The organism is Arthrobacter sp. PsM3 (genome assembly GCF_030433895.1).
GTDB lineage: Bacteria > Actinomycetota > Actinomycetes > Actinomycetales > Micrococcaceae > Arthrobacter.
Genome location: NZ_JARUXE010000005.1, coordinates 72,941 through 96,565 on the forward strand (window position 1 = coordinate 72,941; position 23,625 = coordinate 96,565).

At 66.3% G+C, this 23,625-nt stretch carries 21 protein-coding genes; 5 read left to right on the top strand and 16 right to left on the bottom strand.

The features are described from left to right. Window positions 1-3: 3 nt before the first annotated feature. The 3 genes from QCD75_RS03630 to QCD75_RS03640 are packed head-to-tail and all read right to left on the bottom strand — an operon-like array spanning window position 4 to window position 3,259. Complete coding sequence (locus QCD75_RS03630; RefSeq protein ID WP_301225813.1) at window positions 4-921, bottom strand: carbohydrate ABC transporter permease; 918 nt, start codon at window positions 919-921, stop codon at window positions 4-6. Beyond that, window positions 918-1,886 carry a carbohydrate ABC transporter permease gene (locus tag QCD75_RS03635; RefSeq protein WP_301225814.1) on the bottom strand — a complete coding sequence of 323 codons (969 nt, stop codon included), beginning with the start codon at window positions 1,884-1,886 and terminating at the stop codon, window positions 918-920. Before QCD75_RS03635 ends, QCD75_RS03630 begins: the two co-directional genes overlap by 4 nt. 23 nt (window positions 1,887-1,909) lie before the next feature. Further along, window positions 1,910-3,259: an ABC transporter substrate-binding protein gene (locus tag QCD75_RS03640; protein ID WP_301225816.1), complete on the bottom strand. Its 1,350-nt coding sequence runs from the start codon at window positions 3,257-3,259 to the stop codon at window positions 1,910-1,912. Between the two features lie 286 nt (window positions 3,260-3,545). Here QCD75_RS03640 and QCD75_RS03645 point away from each other — a divergent pair, with 286 nt between their 5' ends. Then, window positions 3,546-4,469, top strand: coding sequence for an AraC family transcriptional regulator (locus QCD75_RS03645; protein ID WP_301225818.1), 924 nt, complete (start codon window positions 3,546-3,548; stop codon window positions 4,467-4,469). Between the two features lie 298 nt (window positions 4,470-4,767). Here the strand turns inward: QCD75_RS03645 and QCD75_RS03650 are convergent, their stop codons facing one another. The 7 genes from QCD75_RS03650 to QCD75_RS03680 all read right to left on the bottom strand — a co-directional run bounded on the left by QCD75_RS03650 (window position 4,768) and on the right by QCD75_RS03680 (window position 12,051). Continuing rightward, window positions 4,768-5,880, bottom strand: coding sequence for a Gfo/Idh/MocA family protein (locus QCD75_RS03650; protein WP_301225820.1), 1,113 nt, complete (start codon window positions 5,878-5,880; stop codon window positions 4,768-4,770). Further along, window positions 5,865-6,566, bottom strand: coding sequence for a ThuA domain-containing protein (locus tag QCD75_RS03655; protein WP_301225822.1), 702 nt, complete (start codon window positions 6,564-6,566; stop codon window positions 5,865-5,867). Before QCD75_RS03655 ends, QCD75_RS03650 begins: the two co-directional genes overlap by 16 nt. A gap of 40 nt (window positions 6,567-6,606) precedes the next feature. Continuing rightward, complete coding sequence (locus tag QCD75_RS03660; RefSeq protein ID WP_301225824.1) at window positions 6,607-7,611, bottom strand: sugar phosphate isomerase/epimerase family protein; 1,005 nt, start codon at window positions 7,609-7,611, stop codon at window positions 6,607-6,609. Between the two features lie 11 nt (window positions 7,612-7,622). Continuing rightward, a complete protein-coding gene (locus QCD75_RS03665; protein WP_301225826.1) occupies window positions 7,623-8,858 on the bottom strand; it encodes a Gfo/Idh/MocA family protein in 1,236 nt (411 codons plus the stop codon). Between the two features lie 64 nt (window positions 8,859-8,922). After that, window positions 8,923-9,825 carry a carbohydrate ABC transporter permease gene (locus QCD75_RS03670; protein ID WP_301225828.1) on the bottom strand — a complete coding sequence of 301 codons (903 nt, stop codon included), beginning with the start codon at window positions 9,823-9,825 and terminating at the stop codon, window positions 8,923-8,925. Further along, window positions 9,825-10,727 carry a carbohydrate ABC transporter permease gene (locus QCD75_RS03675; RefSeq protein WP_301225830.1) on the bottom strand — a complete coding sequence of 301 codons (903 nt, stop codon included), beginning with the start codon at window positions 10,725-10,727 and terminating at the stop codon, window positions 9,825-9,827. The genes QCD75_RS03670 and QCD75_RS03675 overlap by 1 nt, the downstream gene beginning before the upstream one ends. A gap of 4 nt (window positions 10,728-10,731) precedes the next feature. Then, window positions 10,732-12,051: an extracellular solute-binding protein gene (locus QCD75_RS03680; protein ID WP_301225832.1), complete on the bottom strand. Its 1,320-nt coding sequence runs from the start codon at window positions 12,049-12,051 to the stop codon at window positions 10,732-10,734. A gap of 287 nt (window positions 12,052-12,338) precedes the next feature. Between QCD75_RS03680 and QCD75_RS03685 the strand changes: the two genes are divergently transcribed. After that, on the top strand, window positions 12,339-13,406 hold the full coding sequence (locus QCD75_RS03685; RefSeq protein WP_301225834.1) for a LacI family DNA-binding transcriptional regulator: 1,068 nt from the start codon (window positions 12,339-12,341) through the stop codon (window positions 13,404-13,406). Here QCD75_RS03685 and QCD75_RS03690 read toward each other — a convergent pair. From QCD75_RS03690 to xylA, 3 genes are read right to left on the bottom strand one after another with little or no spacing between them, the layout of a single operon-like run. Further along, entirely contained in the window at window positions 13,403-14,536 is a 1,134-nt protein-coding gene (locus tag QCD75_RS03690) for a Gfo/Idh/MocA family protein (RefSeq protein WP_367400625.1), read from the bottom strand. The genes QCD75_RS03685 and QCD75_RS03690 overlap by 4 nt on opposite strands. After that, the gene (locus tag QCD75_RS03695) at window positions 14,520-16,061 is read right to left on the bottom strand and encodes a xylulokinase (RefSeq protein ID WP_301225836.1); all 1,542 of its coding nucleotides are present in this window, start codon (window positions 16,059-16,061) and stop codon (window positions 14,520-14,522) included. The genes QCD75_RS03690 and QCD75_RS03695 overlap by 17 nt, the downstream gene beginning before the upstream one ends. A gap of 19 nt (window positions 16,062-16,080) precedes the next feature. Then, window positions 16,081-17,271, bottom strand: coding sequence for a xylose isomerase (gene xylA / locus QCD75_RS03700; RefSeq protein ID WP_301225838.1), 1,191 nt, complete (start codon window positions 17,269-17,271; stop codon window positions 16,081-16,083). Between the two features lie 262 nt (window positions 17,272-17,533). On the opposite strand from xylA, the gene QCD75_RS03705 reads away from it, so the two are divergent. The 3 genes from QCD75_RS03705 to QCD75_RS03715 are packed head-to-tail and all read left to right on the top strand — an operon-like array spanning window position 17,534 to window position 21,004. Further along, window positions 17,534-18,793, top strand: a complete 1,260-nt coding sequence (locus tag QCD75_RS03705; RefSeq protein ID WP_301225963.1) for an FAD-binding protein — start codon at window positions 17,534-17,536, stop codon at window positions 18,791-18,793. A 10-nt stretch (window positions 18,794-18,803) separates the two neighbouring features. Continuing rightward, window positions 18,804-20,042, top strand: a complete 1,239-nt coding sequence (locus QCD75_RS03710) for an ROK family protein (protein WP_301225840.1) — start codon at window positions 18,804-18,806, stop codon at window positions 20,040-20,042. 2 nt (window positions 20,043-20,044) lie between these two features. Continuing rightward, window positions 20,045-21,004: an aldose 1-epimerase family protein gene (locus QCD75_RS03715; protein ID WP_301225842.1), complete on the top strand. Its 960-nt coding sequence runs from the start codon at window positions 20,045-20,047 to the stop codon at window positions 21,002-21,004. A gap of 60 nt (window positions 21,005-21,064) precedes the next feature. Here the strand turns inward: QCD75_RS03715 and QCD75_RS03720 are convergent, their stop codons facing one another. The 3 genes from QCD75_RS03720 to QCD75_RS03730 all read right to left on the bottom strand — a co-directional run bounded on the left by QCD75_RS03720 (window position 21,065) and on the right by QCD75_RS03730 (window position 23,624). After that, a complete protein-coding gene (locus tag QCD75_RS03720) occupies window positions 21,065-21,841 on the bottom strand; it encodes a DUF4386 family protein (RefSeq protein ID WP_301225844.1) in 777 nt (258 codons plus the stop codon). 110 nt (window positions 21,842-21,951) lie between these two features. Continuing rightward, window positions 21,952-22,935: a sensor histidine kinase gene (locus QCD75_RS03725; protein ID WP_301225846.1), complete on the bottom strand. Its 984-nt coding sequence runs from the start codon at window positions 22,933-22,935 to the stop codon at window positions 21,952-21,954. 14 nt (window positions 22,936-22,949) lie between these two features. Next, on the bottom strand, window positions 22,950-23,624 hold the full coding sequence (locus tag QCD75_RS03730; protein WP_301225848.1) for a response regulator transcription factor: 675 nt from the start codon (window positions 23,622-23,624) through the stop codon (window positions 22,950-22,952). Window position 23,625 lies beyond the last annotated feature (1 nt).

Genomic DNA, 23,625 nt, shown 5'->3' on the forward strand with positions numbered 1-23,625 from the left:
TCGCTACTTGACGGCGCCGAGCGAGAGGCCCTGGACGAGTTTGTCCTGGGCGGCGAAGCCGGCGAACAGCACCGGGAGGGAGACCACGACGGCGGCCGCGCAGACCTTGGCGAGGAACAGCCCCTGGCTGGAGACGAAGCCGGTGAGGAAGACGGGAGCGGTTCCGGCCACGACGCCGGTAAGGACCCGGGCCAGGAGGAGTTCGTTCCAGCTGAAGATGAAGCAGATCAGGGCGGTGGCGGCGATGCCGGGCATCGCCACGGGGGCGACGACCTTGCGGAGCGTCAGCAGCAGGCCCGCGCCGTCGATCTGGGCGGCTTCGAGCATTTCGACCGGCACTTCGTCGAGGAAGGAGCGCATCATCCACACGGCGATGGGCAGGTTCATCGAGGTGTACATCAGGCCCAGGAACCAGATGTTATCGAGGGCGCCGGCGTTTTTGGCGAAAAGGTAGAGCGGCAGGACCGCGGCGACCACCGGCATCATCTTGGTGGAGAGGAAGAAGAACATGACGTCGGTCCACTTCTTCACCGGCCGGATGGACAGCGCGTACGCGGCCGGGATGGCCAGCAGCAGCACCAGCACGGTGGAGAAGATGGAGGCGGTGGCGGAGTTGATCAGCGACGGCCACGGGCTGACCCCGGAGCTTGCACCGAAGAACTCCTGGTAGGCGTCCAGCGTCAGGCCGGCGGCGATCGAGGGCGGGTTGGTCGCGGCGTCCGTTTCCGAGTGGAACGAGGTCAGGATCATCCACAGGACCGGTACCGCGAACATCAAGGCCAGCAGCCAGGCCGCGATTCCCGCCGCGGTGTTGTTGCGGGTGGGATCCATGCGGGACTTGCCCCGGCGCCGTGGCGTGGTGTTGAGGGCGGCCGGGCCGGGGACTGATGTCCGGGGTTCGGTGGGGTTCAGCGTGCTCATCGTCCTGCTTCCTTCTTGAAGAGCGAGAATACGGTGCGGAGTGCGAAGGTCGCCACGATGATGGTGCCGATGACCACCAGGACGCCGGCGGCGGACGCCAGGCCGTATTCGTTGGCGAAGTAGAACGTCTCGTAGATGGCGTAGGGCAGGTTGGCCGTGCCCAGGCCGCCGGAGGTGAGGGTGAAGACGGCATCGAAGTTCTGCACGATGTAGATGGCTCCGAGCAGTCCGCCGAGTTCCAGATATTGCCGCAGGTGCGGCAGCGTGAGGTGGCGGAAAATCGCCCAGGGAGTTGCGCCGTCCATTTGGGCGGCTTCGACCGTGTCCATGGGACGGGACTGCAGACCGGCAAGCAGGATGAGCATCATGAACGGTGTCCACTGCCAGACCAGGGAGATGATGATGGCCAGCAAGGGCGCCGAGGACAGCAGGTCCGTCTGGGGCGGGGTGTCGCTGCCGAACAGCGACCAGACCCAGGTCAGGGTGCCGTTGATCAGGCCGTAGACGGGGTTGAGGATGGCATGCTTCCAGATCAGCGCCGCGGCCACCGGCACCACAAGGAACGGTGCGATCAGCAGGGTCCGGGCCAGTCCGCGGCCGATGAACTTCTTGTCCAGCAGCAGGGCCAGGCCCAGCCCGAGGAGCAGGCTGGCAAGGACCACCGAGACGGTCATGACGATGGTGGTGACGATCGCCTGCAGAAAGTAGGGATCCGTGAGGACCTGGACGTAGTTGTCGAACCCGGCAAACCCGGTTGTGCCAGGGCTCAGGCTGTTCCAGTTCATGAACGAAATGACCAGGGTCACGACGAACGGAAGCTGGGTGACGATGATGAGGAAGATCAGGGCCGGCAGCAGCGGTGCACGCCGTACCCAGGCCAGAGCCCGTTCCCGTGCCTTGGCGTCCCTGGAAGGTTTGGCTGTGGTGCTCCCGTGCCGGGAGACGCGCGCCGTTGCGGTAGTCATGATGTTCTCCTGCGGTTAGGTGGTTACTTCTTGTACTTGTCGCCGACTTTTTGTGCGGCTTCCTGGCCCTTGGCCAGCGCGTCGGCCACAGTGCCTTGGCCGGCGATGGCGGAGCTGACACCCTGGGACACCCGGGTGCCCAGGGCCGCGAACTCGGGAATGCCGACAAACTGGATGCCCGCCGCCGGCCGCGGCTGGACCCCGGGGTTCTTCGGATCCGCGTTCTCGATGGCGAAGCGTTCGGCTTTGAAGAACGGTGCGGCCTTCTGGAACTCGGCATTCTCGTAGGTGGAGATGCGTTTGCCGGAGGGAACCTTGGCCCAGCCCAGCTTGGACGCCACCAGTTCCTCGTACTTCCTGGAGCTGGCCCAGGCGATGAACTTCCCGGCGGCATCCTGCTTCTTGGAGGCCGACTGCACGGCCCAGGACCAGGTCCACAGCCAGCCCGAGGACTTGGTCTCCTTCACGGGCGCCTGGGCGTAGCCAATCTTGCCCTTCACCGGGGAGGCCTCGGCTTCCAGGGCGCCGGCCGCGGAGGTGGCGTCGTACCACATGGCGACTTTGCCCTGGCTCATGTTGTTCAGGCATTCGGCGAACCCGGCCTGGGCGGCGCCGGCTTCGCCGTGATCGCGGACCAGCTTGGTGTAGAAATCAACCGCCGCGGTGAATTCCGGAGCGTTGACCTTCGCGTTCCAGTCCTTATCGAACCAGGTCCCGCCAAAAGTGTTCACCACGGTCGTCAGGGGTGCGAAGACCTGGCCCCAGCCGGGCTGGCCGCGCAGGCAGATGCCCTTCATACCGGGAGTTGCACCATCAACCTTGGCGGCGACGTCGGCGACCTGGTCCCACGTGGGCTTCTCCGGCATTGTCAGGCCCTTGGCGTCGAGAATGTCTTTCCGGTACATGAGGAAGGAGGACTCCCCGTAGAACGGTTCGCCATAGAGCTTGCCGTCCTTGCCGGTCAGCGACGCCGTGTAGGCCGGCAGGATGTCCGCCTGGTTGAACCCGGCATCCTTGGCGACACTGTCCAGAGGGGCCAGCCAGCCGTTGGCGGAGTAGAACGGGATCTCGTAGTTGGACAGCGACGCAACGTCGTACTGGCCTGCCTGGCTGGAAAACTCCTGGCTGATTTTGGCGCGGACGTCGTTTTCCGGCAGGACGGTGTAATTGACCCTGATGCCGGTTTCCTTGGTGAAGTTCTCAGCGGTGAGCCGCTGCAGGTCCTCCATCTGGGGGTTGTTCACCATCAGGACATTGATGGCGTTCGGGTCTCCTGCGGAGTTGCCTCCGCCGGCACCTGCACAGGCTGTGGCGCTGAGCGCCACGCACAGGGCAGCTGCGGCCAACGAGGCGACGCGTGTTTTTGCGCGCATTCAAGGACTCCTTCGTTCTTCAGGGGGTGCAATGCGCCCTGCACTTCGACTGCTGTGTCGGGGTGCGGCGCCGGAAGCGGGGCCGGGGCTGGAAGCTGGGCTTGGAAGCCGGGGTGCCGCGCTGATGTTCCTCAAGATTAGGCCTGTGGCATGGGGCACAACTAGCGCCGTGGTTGCCGGATTCTGATACTTATTTTCCTTTCCTGCCCCCGGCCGGGCGATACCCTAGGAGAAGACGGTCAAAGGGCTGTCCACATTTCATAACCCAACCCCACGGAGAACCACGATGAGCTCGGCGGACCCCAGCGACGGTGCAACAGCCCGGCTTGCAGAGCGGCTGCTGGGCATGCGCGCAAACCGGGAGGTCATCCCGGAAGACCCGAGCCATTCAGTCCGGTGGCACGAGCACGACTACCCCAGCCCGGTGGCACGCTGGAACTACCATCCCGAATACGAGCTGCACCTCATTCGAAAAGGCACCGGGAAGTTCATCGTGGGGGACCACATCGGCACGTTCGAGGCCGGACACGTGGCCCTGGTGGGGCCGGGGCTGCCGCACGACTGGGTCAGTGACCTTGAGGCCGGGGAGGTCCTCCAGGGCAGGGACGCCCTCATCCAGTTCGACGGAAAATGGGTGGAGCAGGCGACGTCGATCATTCCGGAAATGGCCGAGGTCAAACCGCTGCTGGAGCAGTCCTCCCGCGGGATCGAGTTCCTGGGACGGTCCGCCAAGGCGGCCGCCGCATCCATCGACGCGATGGGCACCTCAACCGGCCTGGAGCGGCTGCACCACCTTTTCGAGCTCCTCACGGTCCTGGCCCGCGCTCCCCTGGAGGAGCGGCGCTACCTGGCCGACGAATGGTTCAGGCCCCAACTCGACGGGCAGGCCGCGGCCGTGGTGGACATCGTCCTCGAGTACGTTTTCAGCAACCACGCCGGCAGCGTCAAAATGTCCGAGGCTGCCGCGCTGGTCGGAATGTCAGAGCCGACGTTTTCCAAATACTTCAAACGCGCCACCGGCCAGAACTTCAGTGACCTGGTCCGCAAACTGCGTCTCGCCCACGCCCGCCGCCTGCTGGAACACAGCGACAACGCCATCTCCGCCATTTGCTACGAGGTGGGCTTCTCGAACCTCTCCAATTTCAACCGGCATTTCCTCAACGACGCCGGCGAAACCCCGCGCGGCTACCGCCAGCGGGTCCGGGGCTGAGCGCCGCTGCACTGTCCGCGGCCGACCGTGGGACGCCCCGCCGGGCGGCCTGCTCCGCGGTGAGAGGGCGGCCGGGCGCAATGGCGGCCTATATACCCATTGGGGTATTCGGTGGGTCCAGCTCGTACTGGCAGTCCGTTGCGGGCCAGCACTGAACGGACGACGGCGGGACCTCCCGCCGTCGTCCGTTTGCGTGTGCAAGGGTTCTGCAGCCGTCGCGGTTGCCTTAGCCTGACGCGGTCCCTGCACCGAGAGCCTTCCAACAGGAGAGGCGTGCGGCCGCTCCGCTGAGCGGGCGCTAGGAGGTGGCCGCCAGGGCAGGCGCCGCAATGGTGGCGAGCTCCACCGGAGCGGGGCGCGCGGCTGTGCTGTCGATCCTGACCGGTGCGCCCGTGTGGGCCGACTCCAGCAAGGACTCCATCACATCCAAAGCGTGGAAGGCCAGGGCGCCTCCTGCTCTGGCCTCCTGGCCGGCGGGGGTGCGGACGAGGTCTGCGATGCCGAAGCCCCGCCCCGAGTCCTCGTAACCGGCGGAGACGGGAAGGGTTTCCCAGTCATCCGCACCAAGGGTGAAGAGCTGCACGTCGCCTGCGAAGTGGTTGGGGTCCGGGACCGCCAGGGAGCCGTGCTCGCCGTGGACTTCGATGTTGGCGCTCTTGGTCTTCACCGCGTCGAAGCTCATCACCAGAGTGGACAATGCCCCCGAGGCGTGGACAAGGACGCCGGTAACGTGTGTATCGATCGCCACCGGCACTATCTGGCCTTCGCGCGGACCTGAGCCGATGGTCCGCTCGTCGCGGGTGTGGCTCGCAACCCCGATCACCGAGACCACCGGCCCCAGCAAGGTGACCAGCGCAGAGACGTAGTACGGTCCCATGTCCAGGAGCGGCCCGCCGCCGGGCTGGTAGTAGAAGTCCGGGTTCGGATGCCAGCGCTCGTGACCGGGCGTGACCATGGTGGCCGTCGCGGAGATGGGTCTGCCGATGAGCCCGTCGTCGATCGCTTTCCGGGCGGTCTGGATCCCGGTGCCGAGCACGGTGTCCGGGGCGCAACCGACCGCAACGCCGGCTGTCCGCGCGGCGTCCAGCACCTGCCGGGCCTCTGCCGCGGTTGCTGCTAGGGGCTTTTCTCCGTAGACGGATTTGCCGGCGGCAATGGCGCGCAGGGCGATCTCGGCGTGGGCTGCGGGAATGGTCAGGTTCAGGACGAGCTCTACGTCGTCGGCGGCCAGGAGCGCATCGACCGTGAGTGCCCGGACGCCGTCGTACGAGTCGGCCACAGCCTGCGCCCGGGCGGGATCCAGGTCCGCTACGGCGACGAGGTTGATGTCTTCGAGACGGCGGAAGTTCGCTAGATACTGCGCGATGATGGCTCCGCAGCCAATGATTCCAATATTTACCGGCTTGCCCACAGCAGGCCCCTTTCGATGATGGTGCGGACGTTGCTGTCCTGGAGGATTTCGACACGGTGCCCGGGGGTGCAGACGAAGATCTTGCCCTTGCCCCATTGCCGGGTCCAGATGGCCGGCGAAGTGACTTCCCGGTGCCAGGGGTCCCATTCCCGGACTTTCTGGGTGGTGGTGGCCAGGACGTCAATGTAGTCGTCGGCGAGGACCCAGTACTGCTCGGTCACAAGGTCGAAGTCACCGAGACCGGCAGTGATGGGATGGTCCGCTGCCGCCGGGAGCATGTTGACGGTGTGCGGGACGTAGTTGTCGGGTTGGCCGCCCGTCCGTTCATCCGGGTGCTTGCCCGGGTGGCAGGCAAACTGGCCCCCGATCAGGTGCAGGTAGTCCGAGGTGTCGCGGTAGGAATCCGCGATGCCGCCGTGCCAGCCGGCGAGGCCTGTGCCGTTCTCGACGGCGGCCCGCAGGCCCTCAAATTCGTCTTTCTCGATGGTGGACATAGTCATGCATTGCATAATCAGGTCCACACCGGCCATGTAGTCGGCATCGGCATAGATTTTGGGCGATTCTTCCACCCGGACCTGGTAGCCGTTGGCTTTCAAGTATGGGATGAATTCCTCGGTGGCCTCAACGGGCTGGTGCCCGTCCCAGCCGCCGCGCACCACGAGGGCGGTTTTGTGGTTGATTGTCATGGAGTTCCTCTGTTGTTGGTTTGTGATGGCCGTGCCCGGCTCAACGGGCGGCGAAGGCCGCATCGAACGCGGCCACGGGTGGTGTGATCGTGGCCAGTTCCTTCACCAGTGCGAGGGCCTGCGGTGCGCCGACCAGGCGGTCCATGCCGGCGTCTTCCCATTCGATGCTGGTGGGTCCCTGATATCCGATGGCATTAAGGGTTCGGAAAATCGGCTCCCAATTGACGTCGCCATGACCGGCCGTGACGAAATCCCACCCGCGGCGCGGGTCGGCCCAGGGAAGGTGGGACCCGAGCCGGCCATTGCGGCCGTTGAGCTGACGGACGGACTCCTTGACGTGAACGTGGAAGATCTTCTCGGCGAAGTCCTGGAGGAACATGACAGGGTCCAAGTCCTGCCAGATAAAGTGCGAGGGGTCGAAGTTCAGGCCGAAGTTCTCCCGGTGCCCGATGGCCTCGAGGGTGCGTTTGGCGGTCCAGTAGTCGTAGGCGATTTCGGACGGGTGGACCTCAAGGGCAAATCGGACCCCTACGTCGTCGAAGACGTCGAGGATCGGGTTCCAGCGGTCGGCGAAGTCCTGGTAACCACGTTCGATCATTGCGTCCGAGGCGGGCGGGAACATGGCGACACATTTCCAGATCGAGGATCCGGTGAAGCCGGTGACGGTGTTGACGCCAAGTCTGGCGGCCGCACGTGCCGTGGTCTTCATGGCCTCGGCGGCACGGGAGCGGACCCCTTCAGCGTCGCCGTCGCCCCACACAGAGGCTGGAAGAATGCCTTCGTGGCGTTCGTCGATCGGGTCATCACAGACGGCCTGTCCGGTGAGATGGTTGGCGATTGCGTGGACCTTGAGCCGGTGCTTGTCCAGGATGTCCAGCCGGTTCTGGACGTAGGCGTCGTCCTCGACGGCTCGCTGCGGGTCCAAGTGGTCGCCCCAGCAGGCGATCTCCAGGCCGTCGAAGCCCCACTCGCCGGCGAGCCTCGCCACCTCTTCGAAGGGCAGGTCGGCCCACTGGCCGGTGAAGAGGGTGATGGGTCGTGTCATGGTGTTTCCTCTCAGACGGTGTGCCAGCGGCTGTCGGCGTGGGCACTGGCTTCGACGGCGGCGAGGACTTTCTGGACCTGGAGTGCGTCGGCGAAGGATGGTGCCGGGGGCTGGCTGCCGGCGATGGCGTGGACGAGGTCGACCACCTGGTGGGTGAAGAGGTGTTCGTAGCCCAGTCCGTGGCCGGTGGGCCACCAGTTCCCGGCGTAGGGGTGTTGGGGTTCGGTGACGAGTATCTTGCGGAAGCCGGCATCGGAGCCGTCGGCGGCGTCGTAGACGGAAAGTGCGTTCATGTCCTCGAAGTCGAAGGCCAGCGAGCCGGCAGTTCCGTTAATTTCCAGGCGCATGGCGTTCTTCCGGCCGAGGGCGAAGCGGGTGGCTTCGAACACTCCGATCGGCCCTGCGGCGGACCCCTTGCCGGATCCGGGGGCGGTGCCGTTGCCGTTGCCGTTGCCGTTGCCGGCGAAGCGTGCGCTGAAGATGGCGGCGTCGTCCACGCTGACCGGCCCCCGCACTGTATCGGCGCCGGAGGCGCCGTGCCCGCCCAGGCCCACAAGGTCCCCGGCGACGGGGCGTTCGGTGACGAAGGTCTGCAGCAGGGCCGACACGCCGGTGATGTTGAGACCGGTGATCCACTGGGCGGCGTCGATGCTGTGGGCACCAATGTCCCCAAGCGCGCCGGAGCCGGACTTGGACTTGTCCAGCCGCCAGGTCAGCGGCGCGTCGGCATCGCTGAGCCAGTCCTGCAGGTACTGTGCCCGGACGTGCCGGATCTGTCCGAGCCGGCCCTCGGCGACCATCCGCCGGGCCAGGGCCAGTGCCGGGGTACGGCGGTAGCTGAAGCCGCACATCGAGTACACGCCCCGGGCCGCCGCAGCGTCCGCGGCCGCGGCCATCCGCTCGGCGTCGGCCACCGAGTTGGCCAGCGGCTTCTCGCACAGGACATGCTTGCCGGCCTCGAGCGCGGCGATGGCGATCTCGGCATGCGTGTCGCCCGGGCTGCAGATGTCGATCAGGTCGATGTCGTCCCGCTCGATCAAGCGCCGCCAGTCCGTCTCGGCGGACTCCCACCCCATCTTCTGCGCGGCGGCCCGCACGCCTTCCTCGTTCCGGCCCGCGATCGCGGTCAGTTCAGGCCGCAGCGGCAGGTCAAAGAACCGCGGCGCGGTCCGCCACGCGTGGGAATGGGCGGCCCCCATAAACGCATAGCCCACCATCCCCACACGCAGGGTCGTCGGGTCAGTCATCGGTAATCCTTTCCAGATGGATTGAGATCGGTTGCGCAGCCCAAGGCACGCGGCTCTCGATGCGCTACTTGCTGAAGCCGGCGGTGAGGCCGCTGAGCAGCTGGCGCCGGGCGACCACATAGACCACCAACAGCGGCAGGGTAGCGAGAACGACGGCGGCCAGGACGGCCGGGATGTTGACACTGAACTCGCCCTGGAACGTCCACAGTGACAGCGGCAGCACCCGGGTCTCCGGGCTTTGCGTCAGGATCAGCGGGAACAGGAAACCGTTCCACACTCCGAGGGCGTTGTAGATGCCGACGGTCACCACGGCGGGTTTGGTCATGGGCAGCGCGAGGTGCCACATCATGGACCAGTCGGAGCAGCCATCCAGCCGCATTGATTCGAAGAGCTCGTTAGGGACGTCCCGCATGAAGTTGGACAGGATCAGCACGGAGATCGGGATGGCGAAAGCGATGGAGGGCAGGATCAGCGCAAGCAGGGTGTCATACAGGTGGGCACGAGTGATCATCCAGTAGATGGGGATGATTGTGGCGTGCAGCGGGATCGCGAGGCCCAGAAGGAACAGGTTGTTTGTCCAGTTGAGGAACTTGCTCTTTCCGCGGACGATCGCGTAGGCGGCCATGAAGGACACCAGGAGCGCCGGTATAACGCTGCCCACTGTGACGATGAGGCTGTTGGCAAAGTACTTGGCGAAGTCGTTCTCCAGGACCAGCTTGTAGTTGTCCAGGGTGGGTTCTGTGGGCGGCATCATCGGGTTGGAGGCGAAGAAGCCAGCCTGGTTCTTCAGGCTCGTCACCACCACGTAGTAAACGGGGACGATGATGATGGCCAGCCAAAGCCAGCCGCCGAGGCCGGCGAGGAAGTTGGGCCGGGTCCGTCCCGGCCCCTTGGTCCGTGAACGGGGGCCGACGGCAGGTCGGACGGGTGCCGAGGGCGGGACGGGGAGCTGGGTAAGGGAAGCCATCAGGCACCTTCCATTTGGCTTGCGTTGCGGTTTTTTCCGCCCAGTCTCTGTAGCAGAAGGGCGAGCGCCAGACCGATCACGACGAGCATGACGCCGAGGGCACTCGCGGCACCCATGTCGTTGGCTTTGAACCCGGTGAGGTACATGTGCAGCGGGAGCAGCCGGGTGGCATAGCCGGGACCGCCGCCGGTGAGGACAAAGACGAGGTCAAAGTACGCCAGCGAGCCGACCACCATGAGCGTGGAGGAAGTGATGATGGTGTATTTCATCTGGGGCAGGGTGATGTTGAAGAACTGCTGGACCCGCCCGGCACCGTCGATCTGCGCGGCCTCGTAGAGCGACGCGGGAATCTGGCGCACACCGCCTTGATAGATGAGCGTGTGGAACGGGACAAACTGCCAGGCGATCACAAAGACCACGACGAACAGCACCAGGTCCGAATCGCCCAGCCAGTCCTGGGCCAGGAACGGCAATCCAAGCCCGGCGCCCAGGCCGAAGTTGGGGTCCAGCAGGGCTTTGAACGCGATGGCGACGGCGGCCGAGGACAGCAGCAGCGGCACGAAATAGAGGACAGCCAATGCAGCACGGTATTTCTGGCCCGCCGCGGTGAAGACACCCAGCAGAAGACTGATCGGGGCCTGGACGATGAACGAGAAGAACATGATCTTCGCCGTGACCAGCAGTGCGTTCCCGGTGACAGGGTCCGTCAGGACTGTTGTCCAACTGGACAAACCGTCCATCTTGATCTCGCCCAGGCCGTCCCAGGAGGTGAAGCTCAGGAACAAGACGCCGAAAAGCGGAATGATGGCGAACAGCGCGAAGAAGGCAAGGGCTGGCGCGGCCAGCCACCCCGACGGGCCCGTTTGGAGGGCCCGTCGGGAGGAACCGGATGTGGTGGACACTGGATTACTTCCCGATCGTCGCGTTCATCGTGTCGACGAACTGCCCCGGGGTGATCTTCTTCAGGAAGATCTGGTCGAGGTTTGCCAGCATGGCGTCACCCTGCGCCGGGCTGAGGGCCTGGTCCCAGGAAAGCGTGAAGCTCGGTGCGTTCTTTGCCATGCCATATACATAGGACAGGAAGTCCTTGTCCGGGGACGCGGCGAGCTTGCCCTCGATGCCCTTGACCACCGGCACGGCTCCCGAATCGATCAGGCCCTGGATGTTGCTGTCCGAGAACATGCCGTTCTTCACATACTCGAGGGCGGCTTTCTTCTGCCCCTCAGTGGCCTTCGCGGAGACGGACCAGAAGTTGGAAGGGTTGCCCACCACGTTGGCCGGGTCTCCCTTGCCGCCGGAAACCGTGGGGAAGGTGGTGAAGCCGAGCTTGCCGCTCTTGACGAAGTCTGCTGCATCCTTCTTCATGCTCTGGTAGATCCAGCCGCCCTGCAGGATCATCGCCGCCTTGCCGGTATACATCAGCGCCTGGTCGGCGTTGCTGTCCGCCGCGATGGACGAGAAGCCGTTGGCGAAGCCGCCGGCATCCACGAGCTGCTGGATCTTGGTGAGCGACTCGGTGACAGCGGGGTCGGACCACGCGTTTGGCTTGTTGGCTGCAATATTGGCGAAAACCTCCGGGCCGCCGATGCGTTCCACGAGGTACTCCAGCCACATCAGGTCCGGCCACCTGGACTGGCCGCCGAGCGAGAACGGAGCGATGCCGGCATCCTTGAACTTCGGCACCAGGGCCATCAGCTCGTCCCAAGTCTTGGGGACCTCGGCGCCCACCTTGGCGAACACATCCTTGTTGAAGTACAGCACTACAGGCTGCACATTGTTGTTGGGCAAGGCGTAGGTCTTGCCGTCGATAACGCCGTTCTTGAGTACTGCCGGAAGGTAGCGGTCCTTGACGTCGGGATTGTCCTTGAGGTACCCGGAGAGATCATCCACCTGTCCGGCGTCGACGTAGGACTTCAGAACGCCGCCGCCCCAGCCATAGATGAAGGTCGGGCCCTGGCCGGCGCCGACGGCGGTACGTACCTTGGTCTTGTATGCGTCGTTCGCAAAGAAATCCAGCTTGATGGTCGAATCCGGGTGCGCGGAGTTCCAGTCAGTAACGGACTTCTGCAGCACGGGCTGGTTGCCGCCGGTCAGCCCCCACATGGAGGCCGAGTCTGCGCTTGCGGCCGTGCCTGCCGGGCCGCTGGAGCCGCATGCGGCCAGGCTGATCGATATTGCGGCGGCGGAGAAGGCCATTGCGGCACGGCCAAACGTACGATTTTTCATCTGGGGTTCCATTCGTCCTCCGGGTTCTGCGCTGAGGCCCGGTTGTGAGAGCCGGCAGCCTGACCCTCACGAAGGAAGGCTGCACTGCCGATGCTGATGGGATGAAGCTAAAATTCCGAAAAGTTTCGTAAAAGTCTGGGACTTGTAAACTCAAAGTAGTGGTGACATCAGTCACAGTCAAGGGGTACGGCCGAAAATCTGCTTCAAAATATCGAAAGAACTTGACGCATCAGGGAAACGACGTCAAACTTTTGTTATCGAAATATTTCGAAAATACAGGAGTTATCGTGTCAATAGTCCAGGGTGTCGGCCGGCCAACGCTGGCCGCCGTCGCGAGGGAAGCGGGCGTTTCCTCACCCACGGTCTCAAAGGTCATCAACGGGCGGTCGGACGTCGCGGAGAGCACGCGCACCAAGGTTTTGGCGGCGCTCGAACAGCTGGGCTACCAGTCACCGCAACAGCGCAGACTGGCCGAGGGCCAGACTGCCATCGTGGAAGTGGTTTTCGATTCGCTGTATTCGGCCTACGCCGTCGAGGTCCTGAACGGAGTGCTGGAGCAGGCCGCCTCAGTTGACGTCGAGATCCTGATCGACGTGACCGGGCACGCGCCCGCCACGACGCTCAGCCCCGAGCGGCGCGCCCAGCGGATTTTGGATGAAGGCCGGCTCGGATTGATTGTGGTGACTTCCGGATTCAGTACGGCGCAGCTGAGTGCCTTCCGCCGGCGGCACATTCCGGTCGTGGTGATCGATCCGCTCAACCCGCCGCCGTCGGAGGTTGTCAGCGTCGGTGCCACCAACTGGGCCGGAGGCAAGGAAGCCGCGGAGCACCTGCTCGGCCTCGGCCACCGGCGGATCGCGTACATCGGCGGACCCGAATCGGCGGAATGCAATCAGGCGCGGCTCCATGGCTACATGGCGGCACTCATGGCCGACGGGGTCCAGGTGCGGCCCGACTACGTCCTGCTGGACAAGTTCCGCCCGGAACACGGAATCCGCGGCCTCCAGACCCTTATGGCCCTGCACGAGCCCCCGACAGCCATCTTCGCGGGAAGTGACAGCATCGGCCTCGGCGTCCTGGCCGAAGCCCGGAGGCACGGACTGCGGATCCCCGAGGACCTGAGCCTGGTGGGCTTCGACGGCACGTACCAGGCGGAGCAGTCCATCCCCGCCTTGACCACCGTGACGCAGCCGCTGCACGAGATGGGCCGCGCCGCCCTGCGCGCCGTCCTCCGTCAGGCCAACGGCGAAGAACTCGACTCGCGTCGGGTCGAACTCGCCACCCATCTTGTCGTTCGGGAATCGACGGCCCCTCCTGCAGCCGGGAAACCGGAACCGGACAGGGCGTTGCACTAGTCGATGCACTGGCTGCCGCCCGTGTGTGCTGGGCGCCGGTCCATTCCCCGTACCGGGTCGGAGGGGTAGGTGATTCCAGCCTGCCGCCGGGCTTCATCGAGCAGCGTCATGACCAAGAGTGTGTCGGCAAGCGGCATGGTGGGACTCTCGGTCAGACCGAGTTGAAGGCAGCGGAGCACCTCGCGCAGCTGATAGGTGTACCCACGCCCCGCCGGCCGGAACGTCTCCAGCCGGGTTTCTCCCGAGCCAAACGTAAGGGTCAGCTCCGTCGGGTTGAACAGCGGTGCGTTGCACCGCAGCATCCCCTTCGTCCCGGACACCGTGGCAGCCTGCGTCGACACGGTGGTTAGCGACACCATGAACTGGGCGCGGGCCCCCGAGGCATAGGAGAGGGTCACCGCGGTTTCGGCATCCACGCCGTCACCGTTGATGTGGGCCGCCGCGGTCAGGGACTGGGGCGCCCCCAACGCTATGAGCGCCCAGGTCAGCGGATACACTCCGACGTCCAGGAGTGCGCCGCCGCCTGCCGCCCGCTGCCACAGCCGGGCTCCCGGATGGCGGGGCGCGGGAAAGCCGAGGTCCGCCTGGATCCACCGGACCTCGCCGAGTTCACCCGAAGCGATGATCTCCGCCGCACGTTGCACACTGGGAAGAAACCGGGACCACACGGCCTCCATCAGGAACAGCCCGTTGCGCCGCGCCAGCCCGGCCAGGACGGCAGTGTCCCGTGCGTTGAGCGTCATCGGTTTCTCGCACAGCACGTGTTTGCCGGCCTCAAGCGCCGCGTGTGCCACGGTGAAGTGGCTGGCGTGCGGAGTGGCGACGTACACGATGTCGACGTCGGGGTCCTGGATCAGCCGCATGTACCCCGGAAGGCTGCCGTCGTCGCCGTAGGCGCGACGGAAGCCGTGCCTGGCCGCGAATTCCTCCGCGCCGGCGCGGGACCTGGAACTGACGGACTGCAGGACCGCGTCAGGCAGCAGGGCCAGATCGCCTGCGACTATGGAGGCGATCCTGCCGGTGGAGACCACGCCCCAGCGGACAGGGTTGCCGGAGGCACGGAGCGGATCCTGCGGGTCGTCCGCAAGCAGCGGGGTCCGGACCAGCAGCGGCTCAGTTGCCGGGATCAATATGGCTGCCCGCCCTCAGGTAGTTCTGCCGGATGATCGGGCAGAAATCCGGGGCCGGTGCGGCGTCCACCGCGACGGGCCATGCCGGCCGGTTCCCGCTGTGTGCCCAGGCCGCCTGGACAGCCGCTCCCCTGGCCACGTACTCCCCGGGGCTGGGGATCACGACCGGCAGATCGAAGACCTGGGCCGCGATCGCCTGCACCGCGGGGTTTTGCACGGCGCCGCCGATCAACAGGAGGCGAGTTGCCGGGCTGCCCTGCGTGCGGAGCGAATCCAGCCCGCCGGACAGTCCGCACAGCATGCCCTCGATGGCGGCCCGGGCCAGGTTGCTCCGGGTGCTGGAGGCAATGCTGAGCCCGTGGAAGCTGGCTTTGGCGTGGGGCAGGTTGGGCGTGCGCTCACCTTCGAAGTACGGCACAAGCACCACGCCCCCGGCGCCGGGTTCGGCTTCCAGGGCAAGGCGCGACAGTTCGTCGAAGTCCACGCCCAGGAGGCCGGCCACGGAGCTGAGCACCCGCGCGGCATTGAGTGTGACGGCGATGGGCAGGTATTCGCCGCTGGCGTCCGCGAACCCTGCCACCGTCCCGCTGGGATCGGCAACGGCCCGCGATGACACAGAAAATACCGTGCCGCTGGTGCCCACGGAGACCACCACGTCGCCGGGCTCCGCCCCCAATCCAAGAGCGGCGGCCGCGTTGTCCCCGGCGCCGGCACCGAGCAGGGTCCGGGGTCCGGATTCCGCCAGGCCGGTTCCAGCAGAACCGGTTCCAGCAGAGCCGGGCAGTCCGGCCGGGGAACCGAAGCAGGCGGGGTGGATTTCCCCGGCAGCGTCGCCGGGGCCCAGAACCCGGGGCAGCACCACGGTTCCGGCGTCATTAGGCCCGCCGATCCCGGTGGCCTCCCTGGCGTCCCGGCCGAAGGCGACCTTGAACAGCTCGAGATCGTACCCACCGGCCGAGGGGCTCCAATAGCCCGTTCCGCTGGCATCCGAGCGGTCCGTGGTGAGCTGTTCCAGGTCCGGGCCCAGGGGGCTGGAGGCCGCTGGGCCGTACCCGCGGAGCCGCCACGTCAGCCAGTCATGGGGCAACGCGACGGCCGCCACCCGGTCCGCCAGCTCCGGTTCGTGCTCCCTGACCCAGCGGACCTTCGTGATGGTGAATGAGGCCACCGGGACCAGCCCGGTCCTGCGTGCGAAGTCGTCCGCCCCCACTTCGTCCGTGAGTGCGGCCGCGGCCGCGGCCGAGCGGGTGTCATTCCACAGCAGTGCCGGCCGCACCACGTCACCGGCGTGATCCAGCAGCACCATGCCGTGCTGCTGGCCCCCCACCGACAGCGCACTGACGTCCGCCAGCCCGCCGGCGTCCTCGATTGCCTCGGACAAAGCCCGCCACCAGTGGTCCGGGTGGACCTCCGTTCCGTCCGGGTGCCCGGCCCGGCCCTCGCGGACCAGGGTGCCGCTGCCGGCGTCCAGTACCACCACCTTGCAACTTTGGGTGGAGGAGTCGACGCCGGCAACAAGGGTCATGGGAGCAGCCGCCACGGGATCAGCGGGCGCCGAGCAGGTGCTCGATGAAGAGCTGCTGCAGCTTCACGAAACCGAAGCCCTTGCCGCCGAAGTAGGCATCGGCGTCGAAGTCCTCGTAGGAGGCGCGGTCGGAGCGGAGCTGTTCGTACCCTTCGCCCGGGTTAAGCGTGGGTTCGTTGATTTCCGCCACACGCGAGGCCTGCAGAGCGGCCTGGACCTCGGGATCGGCACGGAAAGCCTTGGCACGTTCCTTGAGCAGCAGGTAGGTCTGCATGTTCGCGGCAGCGGAGTCCCAGACTCCGTCAATGTCCTCGGTGCGGCTGGGCTTGTAGTCGAAGTGGCGCGGGCCGTGGTACGCCGGCCCGCCGTCGGGGCCGCCGTTTTCCAGCAGGTCCACCAGGGAGAACGCGTTCTGCAGGTCGCCGTGGCCGAACACCAGGTCCTGGTCGAATTTGATGCTGCGCTGGCCGTTGAGGTCGATGTGGAAGAGCTTGCCCTGATAAAGCGCCTGGGCGATGCCGTGGGTGAAGTTCAGGCCGGCCATCTGCTCGTGGCCGGTTTCGGGGTTGATGCCCACCAGTTCGGGGCGCTCCAGCGTTTCGATGAACGCCAGGGCGTGGCCCAGGGTGGGGAGAAGAATGTCGCCGCGGGGTTCGTTGGGCTTGGGCTCGATGGCGAACCGGATGTTGTAACCCTTGTCCGTGACGTAGTCGCCCAGCAGGTTCACGGCCTCACGGTAGCGTTCCAGGGCGCCGCGGATGTCCTTGGCGGCGTCGTATTCGCTGCCTTCGCGGCCGCCCCACATAACGAACGTTTCGGCACCGAGCTCGGCGGCGAGGTCGATGTTGTCCAGTACCTTCCGCAGGGCGAAGCGCCGGACGCCGCGGTCGTTGCTGGTGAAGCCCCCGTCCTTGAAGACCGGGTGGCTGAACAGGTTAGTGGTGACCATCGGGACGATCATCCCGGTGGCCTTCAGCGCGCCCGTCAGCCGGTCGATTTCGCGCTGGCGGTCAGCGGCGGAGCAGCCGAAGGGAAAGAGGTCGTTGTCGTGGAAGGTGATGCCGTAGGCGCCGAGGTCACTGAGCCGGTTGATGGCCTCGACAGTGTCCAGCGGCGGGCGGGTGGCCGAGCCGAACTGGTCCTGGGCCTCCCAGCCCACCGTCCAAAGGCCGAAGGAAAACTTGTCTTCACGGGTGGGCTGAATCGCCATTGAGAGCTCCATGCGTAGGTGTGGTTGTTGAGTCGGGATGGTTGTTGAGCCGGGTCAAAAATGAATTGTTCTAGACACAAACATATTATGAATTTCCGTGATGTCAACCACATGCTCCGTGAGAGCTTGGACCAAAGCTACTAGCACCGTAGCGGTTTGTGTCGATGGCTGTTATGTTGTGAAGGACAGCAAATAGCGCCGTCGACCTGCCGTCAACACTGCAAAGAGGCCCCAAGTGAAGGATTCAACCGTGATCGATCAGATGGTGACCGAACGCAACTGGGCGGGAAACTACGGTTACCGGGCGCCGCGGATCGCCCATCCGGCGAGTATGGCGGAACTCCAGGACTTGGTGGCCGGCGCCGGGAAGGTCAGCGCGCTGGGATCCCGCCATTCCTTCAATGACATTGCAGACACTCCCGGGACCCTGGTGGTGCTGGACATGCTCGGCGCCGGCATCAGCGTCGACACGCAGAACATGACCGTCACCGTCAGTGGCGGCACGCGCTACGGCACGCTCGCGGCCGAGCTGCAGCGCCGGGGCTTCGCCCTCCACAACCTTGCCTCGCTGCCGCACATCTCGGTGGCCGGAGCCGTCGCCACCGCCACGCATGGCTCCGGCGACGGCAACGGCAACCTCGCCACCGCCGTGGTGTCCCTTGAGCTTGTCACCGCAGATGGCACCGTAGTCACAGGCCAGCGCGGCGACGCCGACTTCGCCGGCATGGTGGTGGGACTGGGGGCCCTGGGCATCGTCAGCCGGCTGACCCTGGACATTGAGCCAACCTTCGACGTCGCCCAGACTGTTTTTGAAGGTCTCGACTGGGAACAGATCCTGGAAAGCTTCGACGCCCTGACGTCCTCGGCCTACAGCCTGAGCCTGTTCACCGACTGGAGCGGTCCGACCGCGGGTCAGGCATGGCTCAAGAACCGCACGGACCAGGCCGTCCTGCCCGCCGGGTTACCGGAGTTCTTCTCCGGCACGCGGGCCGCCGGGGCCCGGCACCCGCTTCCCGGCGTATCGGGCACCAACTGCACCCAGCAGCTCGGCGTTCCCGGGCCATGGTCCGACAGGCTCGCCCATTTCCGGATGGAGTTCACCCCGAGCAAGGGCGACGAGCTGCAGAGCGAATACCTGATCCCCCGTGAGCATGCCGTCGAGGCGCTCCGCACCATGCGGAGCCTCTCCGAAATGGTCACTCCGCTGCTCCTGATCGGGGAAATCCGGACCATCGCGGCAGACCAGCTGTGGCTCAGCCCCAACTACGGCCGGGACGGGATCGGCCTGCACTTCACCTGGCGCCAGGACGAGCCGGCGGTCAGAGCCATCCTGCCGCTCCTGGAAGCGGAGCTGGCCCCGTTCAGCGCCAGGCCGCACTGGGGCAAACTGTTCCACGCCGACGCCGCCAGCCTCGCGTCGTTGTACCCCCGCTTTGCCGACTTCACCGCACTGGCCGGCCGGCTGGATCCGGCCGGAAAGTTCCGCAACGCATTCCTCGACCGCACGGTCTTCGGCCGCTGATAGTCTCACGATGATGCCTCCACGTACCCCTGCTTCCGCCGCGACGAGCGAGCCGGATCCCTCACGCCGGAACAATCTGTCGCTGCTGACCTCCCTCGTCCACCATCACCGCGTCCTCAGCCGTGCCCAACTGACCCGGCACACGGGGCTGAACCGATCCACCGTCGGGACGCTGATCGGACAGCTCATCTCCTTGGGCGTGGTCTATGAGACGGCGCCCGCCGGCGAGGGGCAGGTGGGCAGGCCCAGCCCCGAGGTCCATCCCAGTCCGTCGATTGCGGCGTTGGCCGTCAATCCGGAAATCGACGCCGTCACCATCGGCCTGGTCAGCCTCGGCGGAAAAGTTCACAAGAAGATCCGCTTTGAAACCGAACGGATTCCGGGCGCCCGGGAAGCCGTGAATATCGCAGCGGCCGTTATCGCCGGGATGCGGTCCGAGCTGGATGCCTCCTACCGGATCACCGGCATCGGCATGGCCGTGCCCGGCCTGGTTAACCGCGACGACGGCGTCGTGCGGCACGCACCACACCTGGGCTGGCGCAATGAACCGGCCGCCCGGATGCTGAGCGAGGCCACCGGCTACCCGTGCCAGGCCGCCAATGACGCCTCCCTGGGCGCCGAGGCTGAGCTGATCTTCGGCGCCGGCGCCGGCGCCGGGCAGAAGAACCTGATCTACCTCAACGGCGGCCCCAGCGGCATCGGCGGCGGAGTCATCGCAGACGGACAACTGCTCCGGGGAGCCTCCGGCTACGCCGGCGAACTCGGCCACACCTTCGTCCGCTCCGAAGGCGCCACCTGCCACTGCGGGGCCACGGGCTGCCTGGAAACCGAAGTCTCCCAGTCCCGCCTCCTCGGCCTGGCCGGCTTGAGCAGCGGCGACACCGCCGACCTCGAACGGGCGCTCGGAAACCGCAACAGCTCCGCGGTGAACGACGAAGTAGCCCGACAGCTCACGTATCTGGGCATCACCTTGCGCAATGCCGTGAACATCTTCAACCCAGAGGCAATCGTCCTCGACGGTTTCCTGGGAACACTGCATGCGCTCGCCCCGGCGTCACTGGACGGAATGCTGCAGGCCCAGGCAATGGACGGCCCCGCCGGGCAGGTCAAGATCTATCGCGCGGCGCTCGGTTCCGACCTGATGATGATCGGAGCCGCGGAGCTGGCCTTCACCCCGTTTCTGGCTGATCCCGCTGGTCTCGGAACAACCACTGGCACCGTGGCCGCCCCCACGTCACAGACAGGCTGACCATGCAGAACGGAACCGCGCAGAACCAGCCCTGCTCACCGATGGGCGAGCACTACGAACTGCAAGCCATACTGGGTGGCCGCAGCCAAAGAGCCGTCGTGACAGAGATCGCCGCCAGCCTGCGCGCCCTCGAAATCGACGGAGTCGCCCTCCTGCAGGACTACCCCGCCGAGTCCGGACCGCCGTCGTGCGCGGGCTGGGTCCTGGTGCCGTGGCCCAACCGGGTGGCCGGCGGCAAGTGGACCCACGACGGCGCCTCGCAGCAGCTGGAGATCACCGAACCCGGCAACGGCAATGCCCTGCACGGGCTGCTGTCCGGCGCCTCGTACACAGTCGCGAACAGGTCGCCGGACAGCATCACGCTGGCTGCCGATGTCACGGCCGCGCCGGGCTACCCCTTTGAACTCGCGACGGCAGTCCGCTACGGACTGATGGAGGATGGGCTGCTTGTCACCCACAGCGTGACAAACACGGGCAGCCGGGACGCCCCGGTCGCGGTGGGGGCGCACCCCTTTCTCAGATTGGGTGCCGTTCCGACGGAAGACCTGACGCTTGTCATCAATGCCGACACCCACATCGAGGTCGACGACCGGCTGAACCCGAGTGGTGTCACCACGGATGTTCACGGGACCCGGCACGATTTCCGGACCGGGCAACGTGTTGGCGCCGTGGCCCTCGATGATGCGTGGGGCAACGTTCGCCGGGAACCGGACGGCAGCTCGCTGCACTATCTGAAGGCCCCGGACGGCAGCCAGGTGCAACTGTTCATGGACGCGTCCTTTGGCTATATCCAGGCCTTCACCACCCACGTATTTCCAAGCGAAGGCGGCCCAGTCACAGCGGTGGCAGTGGAACCGATGACGGCCCCGGCCGATGCCTTCAACAGCGGCCAGGGATTGCGCTGGCTGGCCCCCGGCGAAACGTGGCACCTCAACTGGGGTATCCGGTACCAGCTGCCCTGACGGCGGAAGCCGAAGACCACCGGCCTGAAGCCCGCACGACTTCGCCCGCGCGTGGCCCCCTTACGCATGCCTCCCGTCGCTGGCCGGCGCATCGCTGCCGAACCAGGCGCTGACCAGCAGCCACACGGACCACACCAGGATCAGGACGATGCCCGAGAGCGTGGGAATGGTGTTGGCCGGGGAGAAGCCTTGGGCCCCGATGATCCAGCCCTGGGCAAGGTACGCGAGGCCGGAGAGCGCCATGAGGTAGCCGATCATCCGGGACACCCGGCCCTCGCTGACAACCACGGCGCCGGTCAGGAGCAGGGCCGCGCCCAGCACAAAGCTCTGGTAACTGCGCATGCCCCACTCCAGCCACCGGATGCCCTCCGCAGCCGCGAAGCGGGCGGCCTTCTCAGGTTCCGCGGCGGCAGCCCAGGCGTCCACGGCATGTTTGAGGGCCACCCCGTCGACGGCCTGGAGCGCGGCATACAGCGCCAGCGCGGCGACCGCCGCCACCGCGCCGAACCGGGCCGTCCACGCCATCGCCCCGTCCGGCGCATGAAAGACCGCCAGCAGGACCAGCAGCCCGGAGATCAAAAGCGCCATCCCGGCGAACTGGCCCAGGTGCACCGCCGTCCAGATGCCGCTGCGGGCGTACTCCGCGAACGTTGCCGGGTGATCATTCGCGCTGGCCGAATCGGCATGGAACAACCCGGCGACCAGGGACACCGCAAAGCCGGCAAATGCCAGGTTGGCGGCGAGGCGCAACGGCGCACGTGATGATGGCAGGCGCCCCGGCCGGGCCGGTCCGGCCGGATGCTGGGTTGGGCTGTCCTGTGCTCCGAACTTCTCCATGCCAATCGCCCGCTTCGTGCCGAGGTGCAGGTCAGGAATGTGTGCGCCTAAGCGCAGGCTACGCCGATTGTGCCCGCGAGGCCACGTGTGCCGGTCTGGCGGCCCCGCCCTCAGCGCCGGGCCAGCGGAAGCGTCAGCTTCATGGTCGTACCCTCCGGCCCCGTCCGGTCCACCTCGACCGCGCCGCCGGCTGCCGTGGCGATTTCACGGACCAGCGCCAGGCCAATGCCGAAGCTTCGCTGGCCCCCGGTTCCATCCGGGCTGGGGGTCCGGACGAAGCGGTCAAAGATCCGGGCCTGGTCCACGCCCGTGATTCCGGACCCCGTGTCCGCCACGCGGACCACCGCGCGGTTGCCCTCGACCCCGGTGCTGAGGGTGATGCTCCCACCGGGCCGCGTGTGGTCCAGGGCATTGTCCGCCAGCGCCAGCACGGCCCGCCGCAGGGAGTTCCGGTCGATGCGCGCCAGCGGCCGGCCGCCGTCGTCGGAAAAGGAGAGCCTGATGTCCCGCCTCGCCGCAAGTTCCTGCAGGCTCTCGGCGACGGACCCGGCGGCGTCCGCCAGCTCCACCGGTTCCGCGGAGGGATCCGGGGTGGCCCCGGTTGCCGCCAGCAGGAGTTCGTTGACGATCCCGGTCAGGGTGGCCGCATCCTCCCGGATCCTGCCCAGGGCCTGGGCCGCTTTGGAGTCAGGCACGGCGTCGCGCTGGGCGAGCTGGATGCGCGCGTCCAGGATGGCCAGGGGCGTGCGCAGTTCGTGGCTGGCATCCTGGACGAACCGCCGCTGCAGGGCCAGCGCTTCCCCGAGCGGCCGGATGGCGCTGCGAGCGCTGAACCACCCGACGAGGCCCGCCAGCACGATTCCCGCCACCCCGGCGATAATCATCGCCTCGATCAGGTCCTTGGAATCGAGATAGGTGTAGGCCTTCCCGGCCGCCGCGGAGCCGGGCAGATCAGGGTGCGCCAGCTTGTTCATCAGGTAAACGGTCGCGGCGGCGAGCAGGCAAAGGACCAGCACCGCGCAGGCGGCGCTGATCCGCAAAGCGACCTTGAGCGAGGCCCGCCGGAGGGTGTCCCGGTCCGGTTCCCCTGTCACGGATGACGTCCTGTTCATGGGGCATCGCCGATCTGGTAGCCGACGCCGTGGACCGTGCGGACCACGGACTTGGATATCTTCCGTCGGAGGTGGTGGACGTATGTGTCGATCACGCCGGGCTGATCGGCGGCCTGGAAGTGTTCGCTGAGCAACTCTTCCCGGGTGAAGACCCGGCCGGGTTCGGCAGCCAGGGCGCCCAGCAGCTCGGCCTCCTTGGCCGTGAGCGATACCAGCGGCCCGTAGACCGAGCGCACTGATCGCGACGCCGGATCGAGTTCCCAGTCGCCGATGCTCACGGGCACGGCGGCCGGCGTGAATGTGCGGGTCAGGGCACGCAGGCGCGCGGCGAGCTCGCCGGCGTCGAACGGTTTGGTCATGTAGTCATTGGCACCCGCGTCCAGGCCCCTGACTTTTTCGTCCGTGGCCCCGAGTGCCGTGAGGATCAGGATCGGCGTCGAAACCCCCTTGGACCTCAGCGCGCCGATCAGGGCGATGCCGTCCATAACGGGCAGGCCGCGGTCGATCACCATGGCGTCCCAGGTCTGGGTCAGCGCCAGGTGTAGGCCGTCCTGGCCGTTGATGGCCAGCGTGATCCGGTAGCCCGGTTCCAGCAGTTCGGCGATTAGCGGTCCCAGGACGGCGTCGTCCTCCACCAGCAACAGGGAGGGCCGCCTGTACTCGGTTGTCATG

Bases quoted from the DNA above. Each gene is read 5' to 3' on its own strand.
- QCD75_RS03630 (WP_301225813.1), bottom strand. From the start codon at position 921: ATGAGCACGCTGAACCCCACCGAACCCCGGACATCAGTCCCCGGCCCG.
- QCD75_RS03635 (WP_301225814.1), bottom strand. From the start codon at position 1,886: ATGACTACCGCAACGGCGCGCGTCTCCCGGCACGGGAGCACCACAGCC.
- QCD75_RS03640 (WP_301225816.1), bottom strand. From the start codon at position 3,259: ATGCGCGCAAAAACACGCGTCGCCTCGTTGGCCGCAGCTGCCCTGTGC.
- QCD75_RS03645 (WP_301225818.1), top strand. From the start codon at position 3,546: ATGAGCTCGGCGGACCCCAGCGACGGTGCAACAGCCCGGCTTGCAGAG.
- QCD75_RS03655 (WP_301225822.1), bottom strand. From the start codon at position 6,566: ATGACAATCAACCACAAAACCGCCCTCGTGGTGCGCGGCGGCTGGGAC.
- QCD75_RS03660 (WP_301225824.1), bottom strand. From the start codon at position 7,611: ATGACACGACCCATCACCCTCTTCACCGGCCAGTGGGCCGACCTGCCC.
- QCD75_RS03665 (WP_301225826.1), bottom strand. From the start codon at position 8,858: ATGACTGACCCGACGACCCTGCGTGTGGGGATGGTGGGCTATGCGTTT.
- QCD75_RS03670 (WP_301225828.1), bottom strand. From the start codon at position 9,825: ATGGCTTCCCTTACCCAGCTCCCCGTCCCGCCCTCGGCACCCGTCCGA.
- QCD75_RS03680 (WP_301225832.1), bottom strand. From the start codon at position 12,051: ATGAAAAATCGTACGTTTGGCCGTGCCGCAATGGCCTTCTCCGCCGCC.
- QCD75_RS03695 (WP_301225836.1), bottom strand. From the start codon at position 16,061: ATGACCCTTGTTGCCGGCGTCGACTCCTCCACCCAAAGTTGCAAGGTG.
- xylA (WP_301225838.1), bottom strand. From the start codon at position 17,271: ATGGCGATTCAGCCCACCCGTGAAGACAAGTTTTCCTTCGGCCTTTGG.
- QCD75_RS03705 (WP_301225963.1), top strand. From the start codon at position 17,534: ATGGTGACCGAACGCAACTGGGCGGGAAACTACGGTTACCGGGCGCCG.
- QCD75_RS03710 (WP_301225840.1), top strand. From the start codon at position 18,804: ATGATGCCTCCACGTACCCCTGCTTCCGCCGCGACGAGCGAGCCGGAT.
- QCD75_RS03715 (WP_301225842.1), top strand. From the start codon at position 20,045: ATGCAGAACGGAACCGCGCAGAACCAGCCCTGCTCACCGATGGGCGAG.
- QCD75_RS03720 (WP_301225844.1), bottom strand. From the start codon at position 21,841: ATGGAGAAGTTCGGAGCACAGGACAGCCCAACCCAGCATCCGGCCGGA.
- QCD75_RS03730 (WP_301225848.1), bottom strand. From the start codon at position 23,624: ATGACAACCGAGTACAGGCGGCCCTCCCTGTTGCTGGTGGAGGACGAC.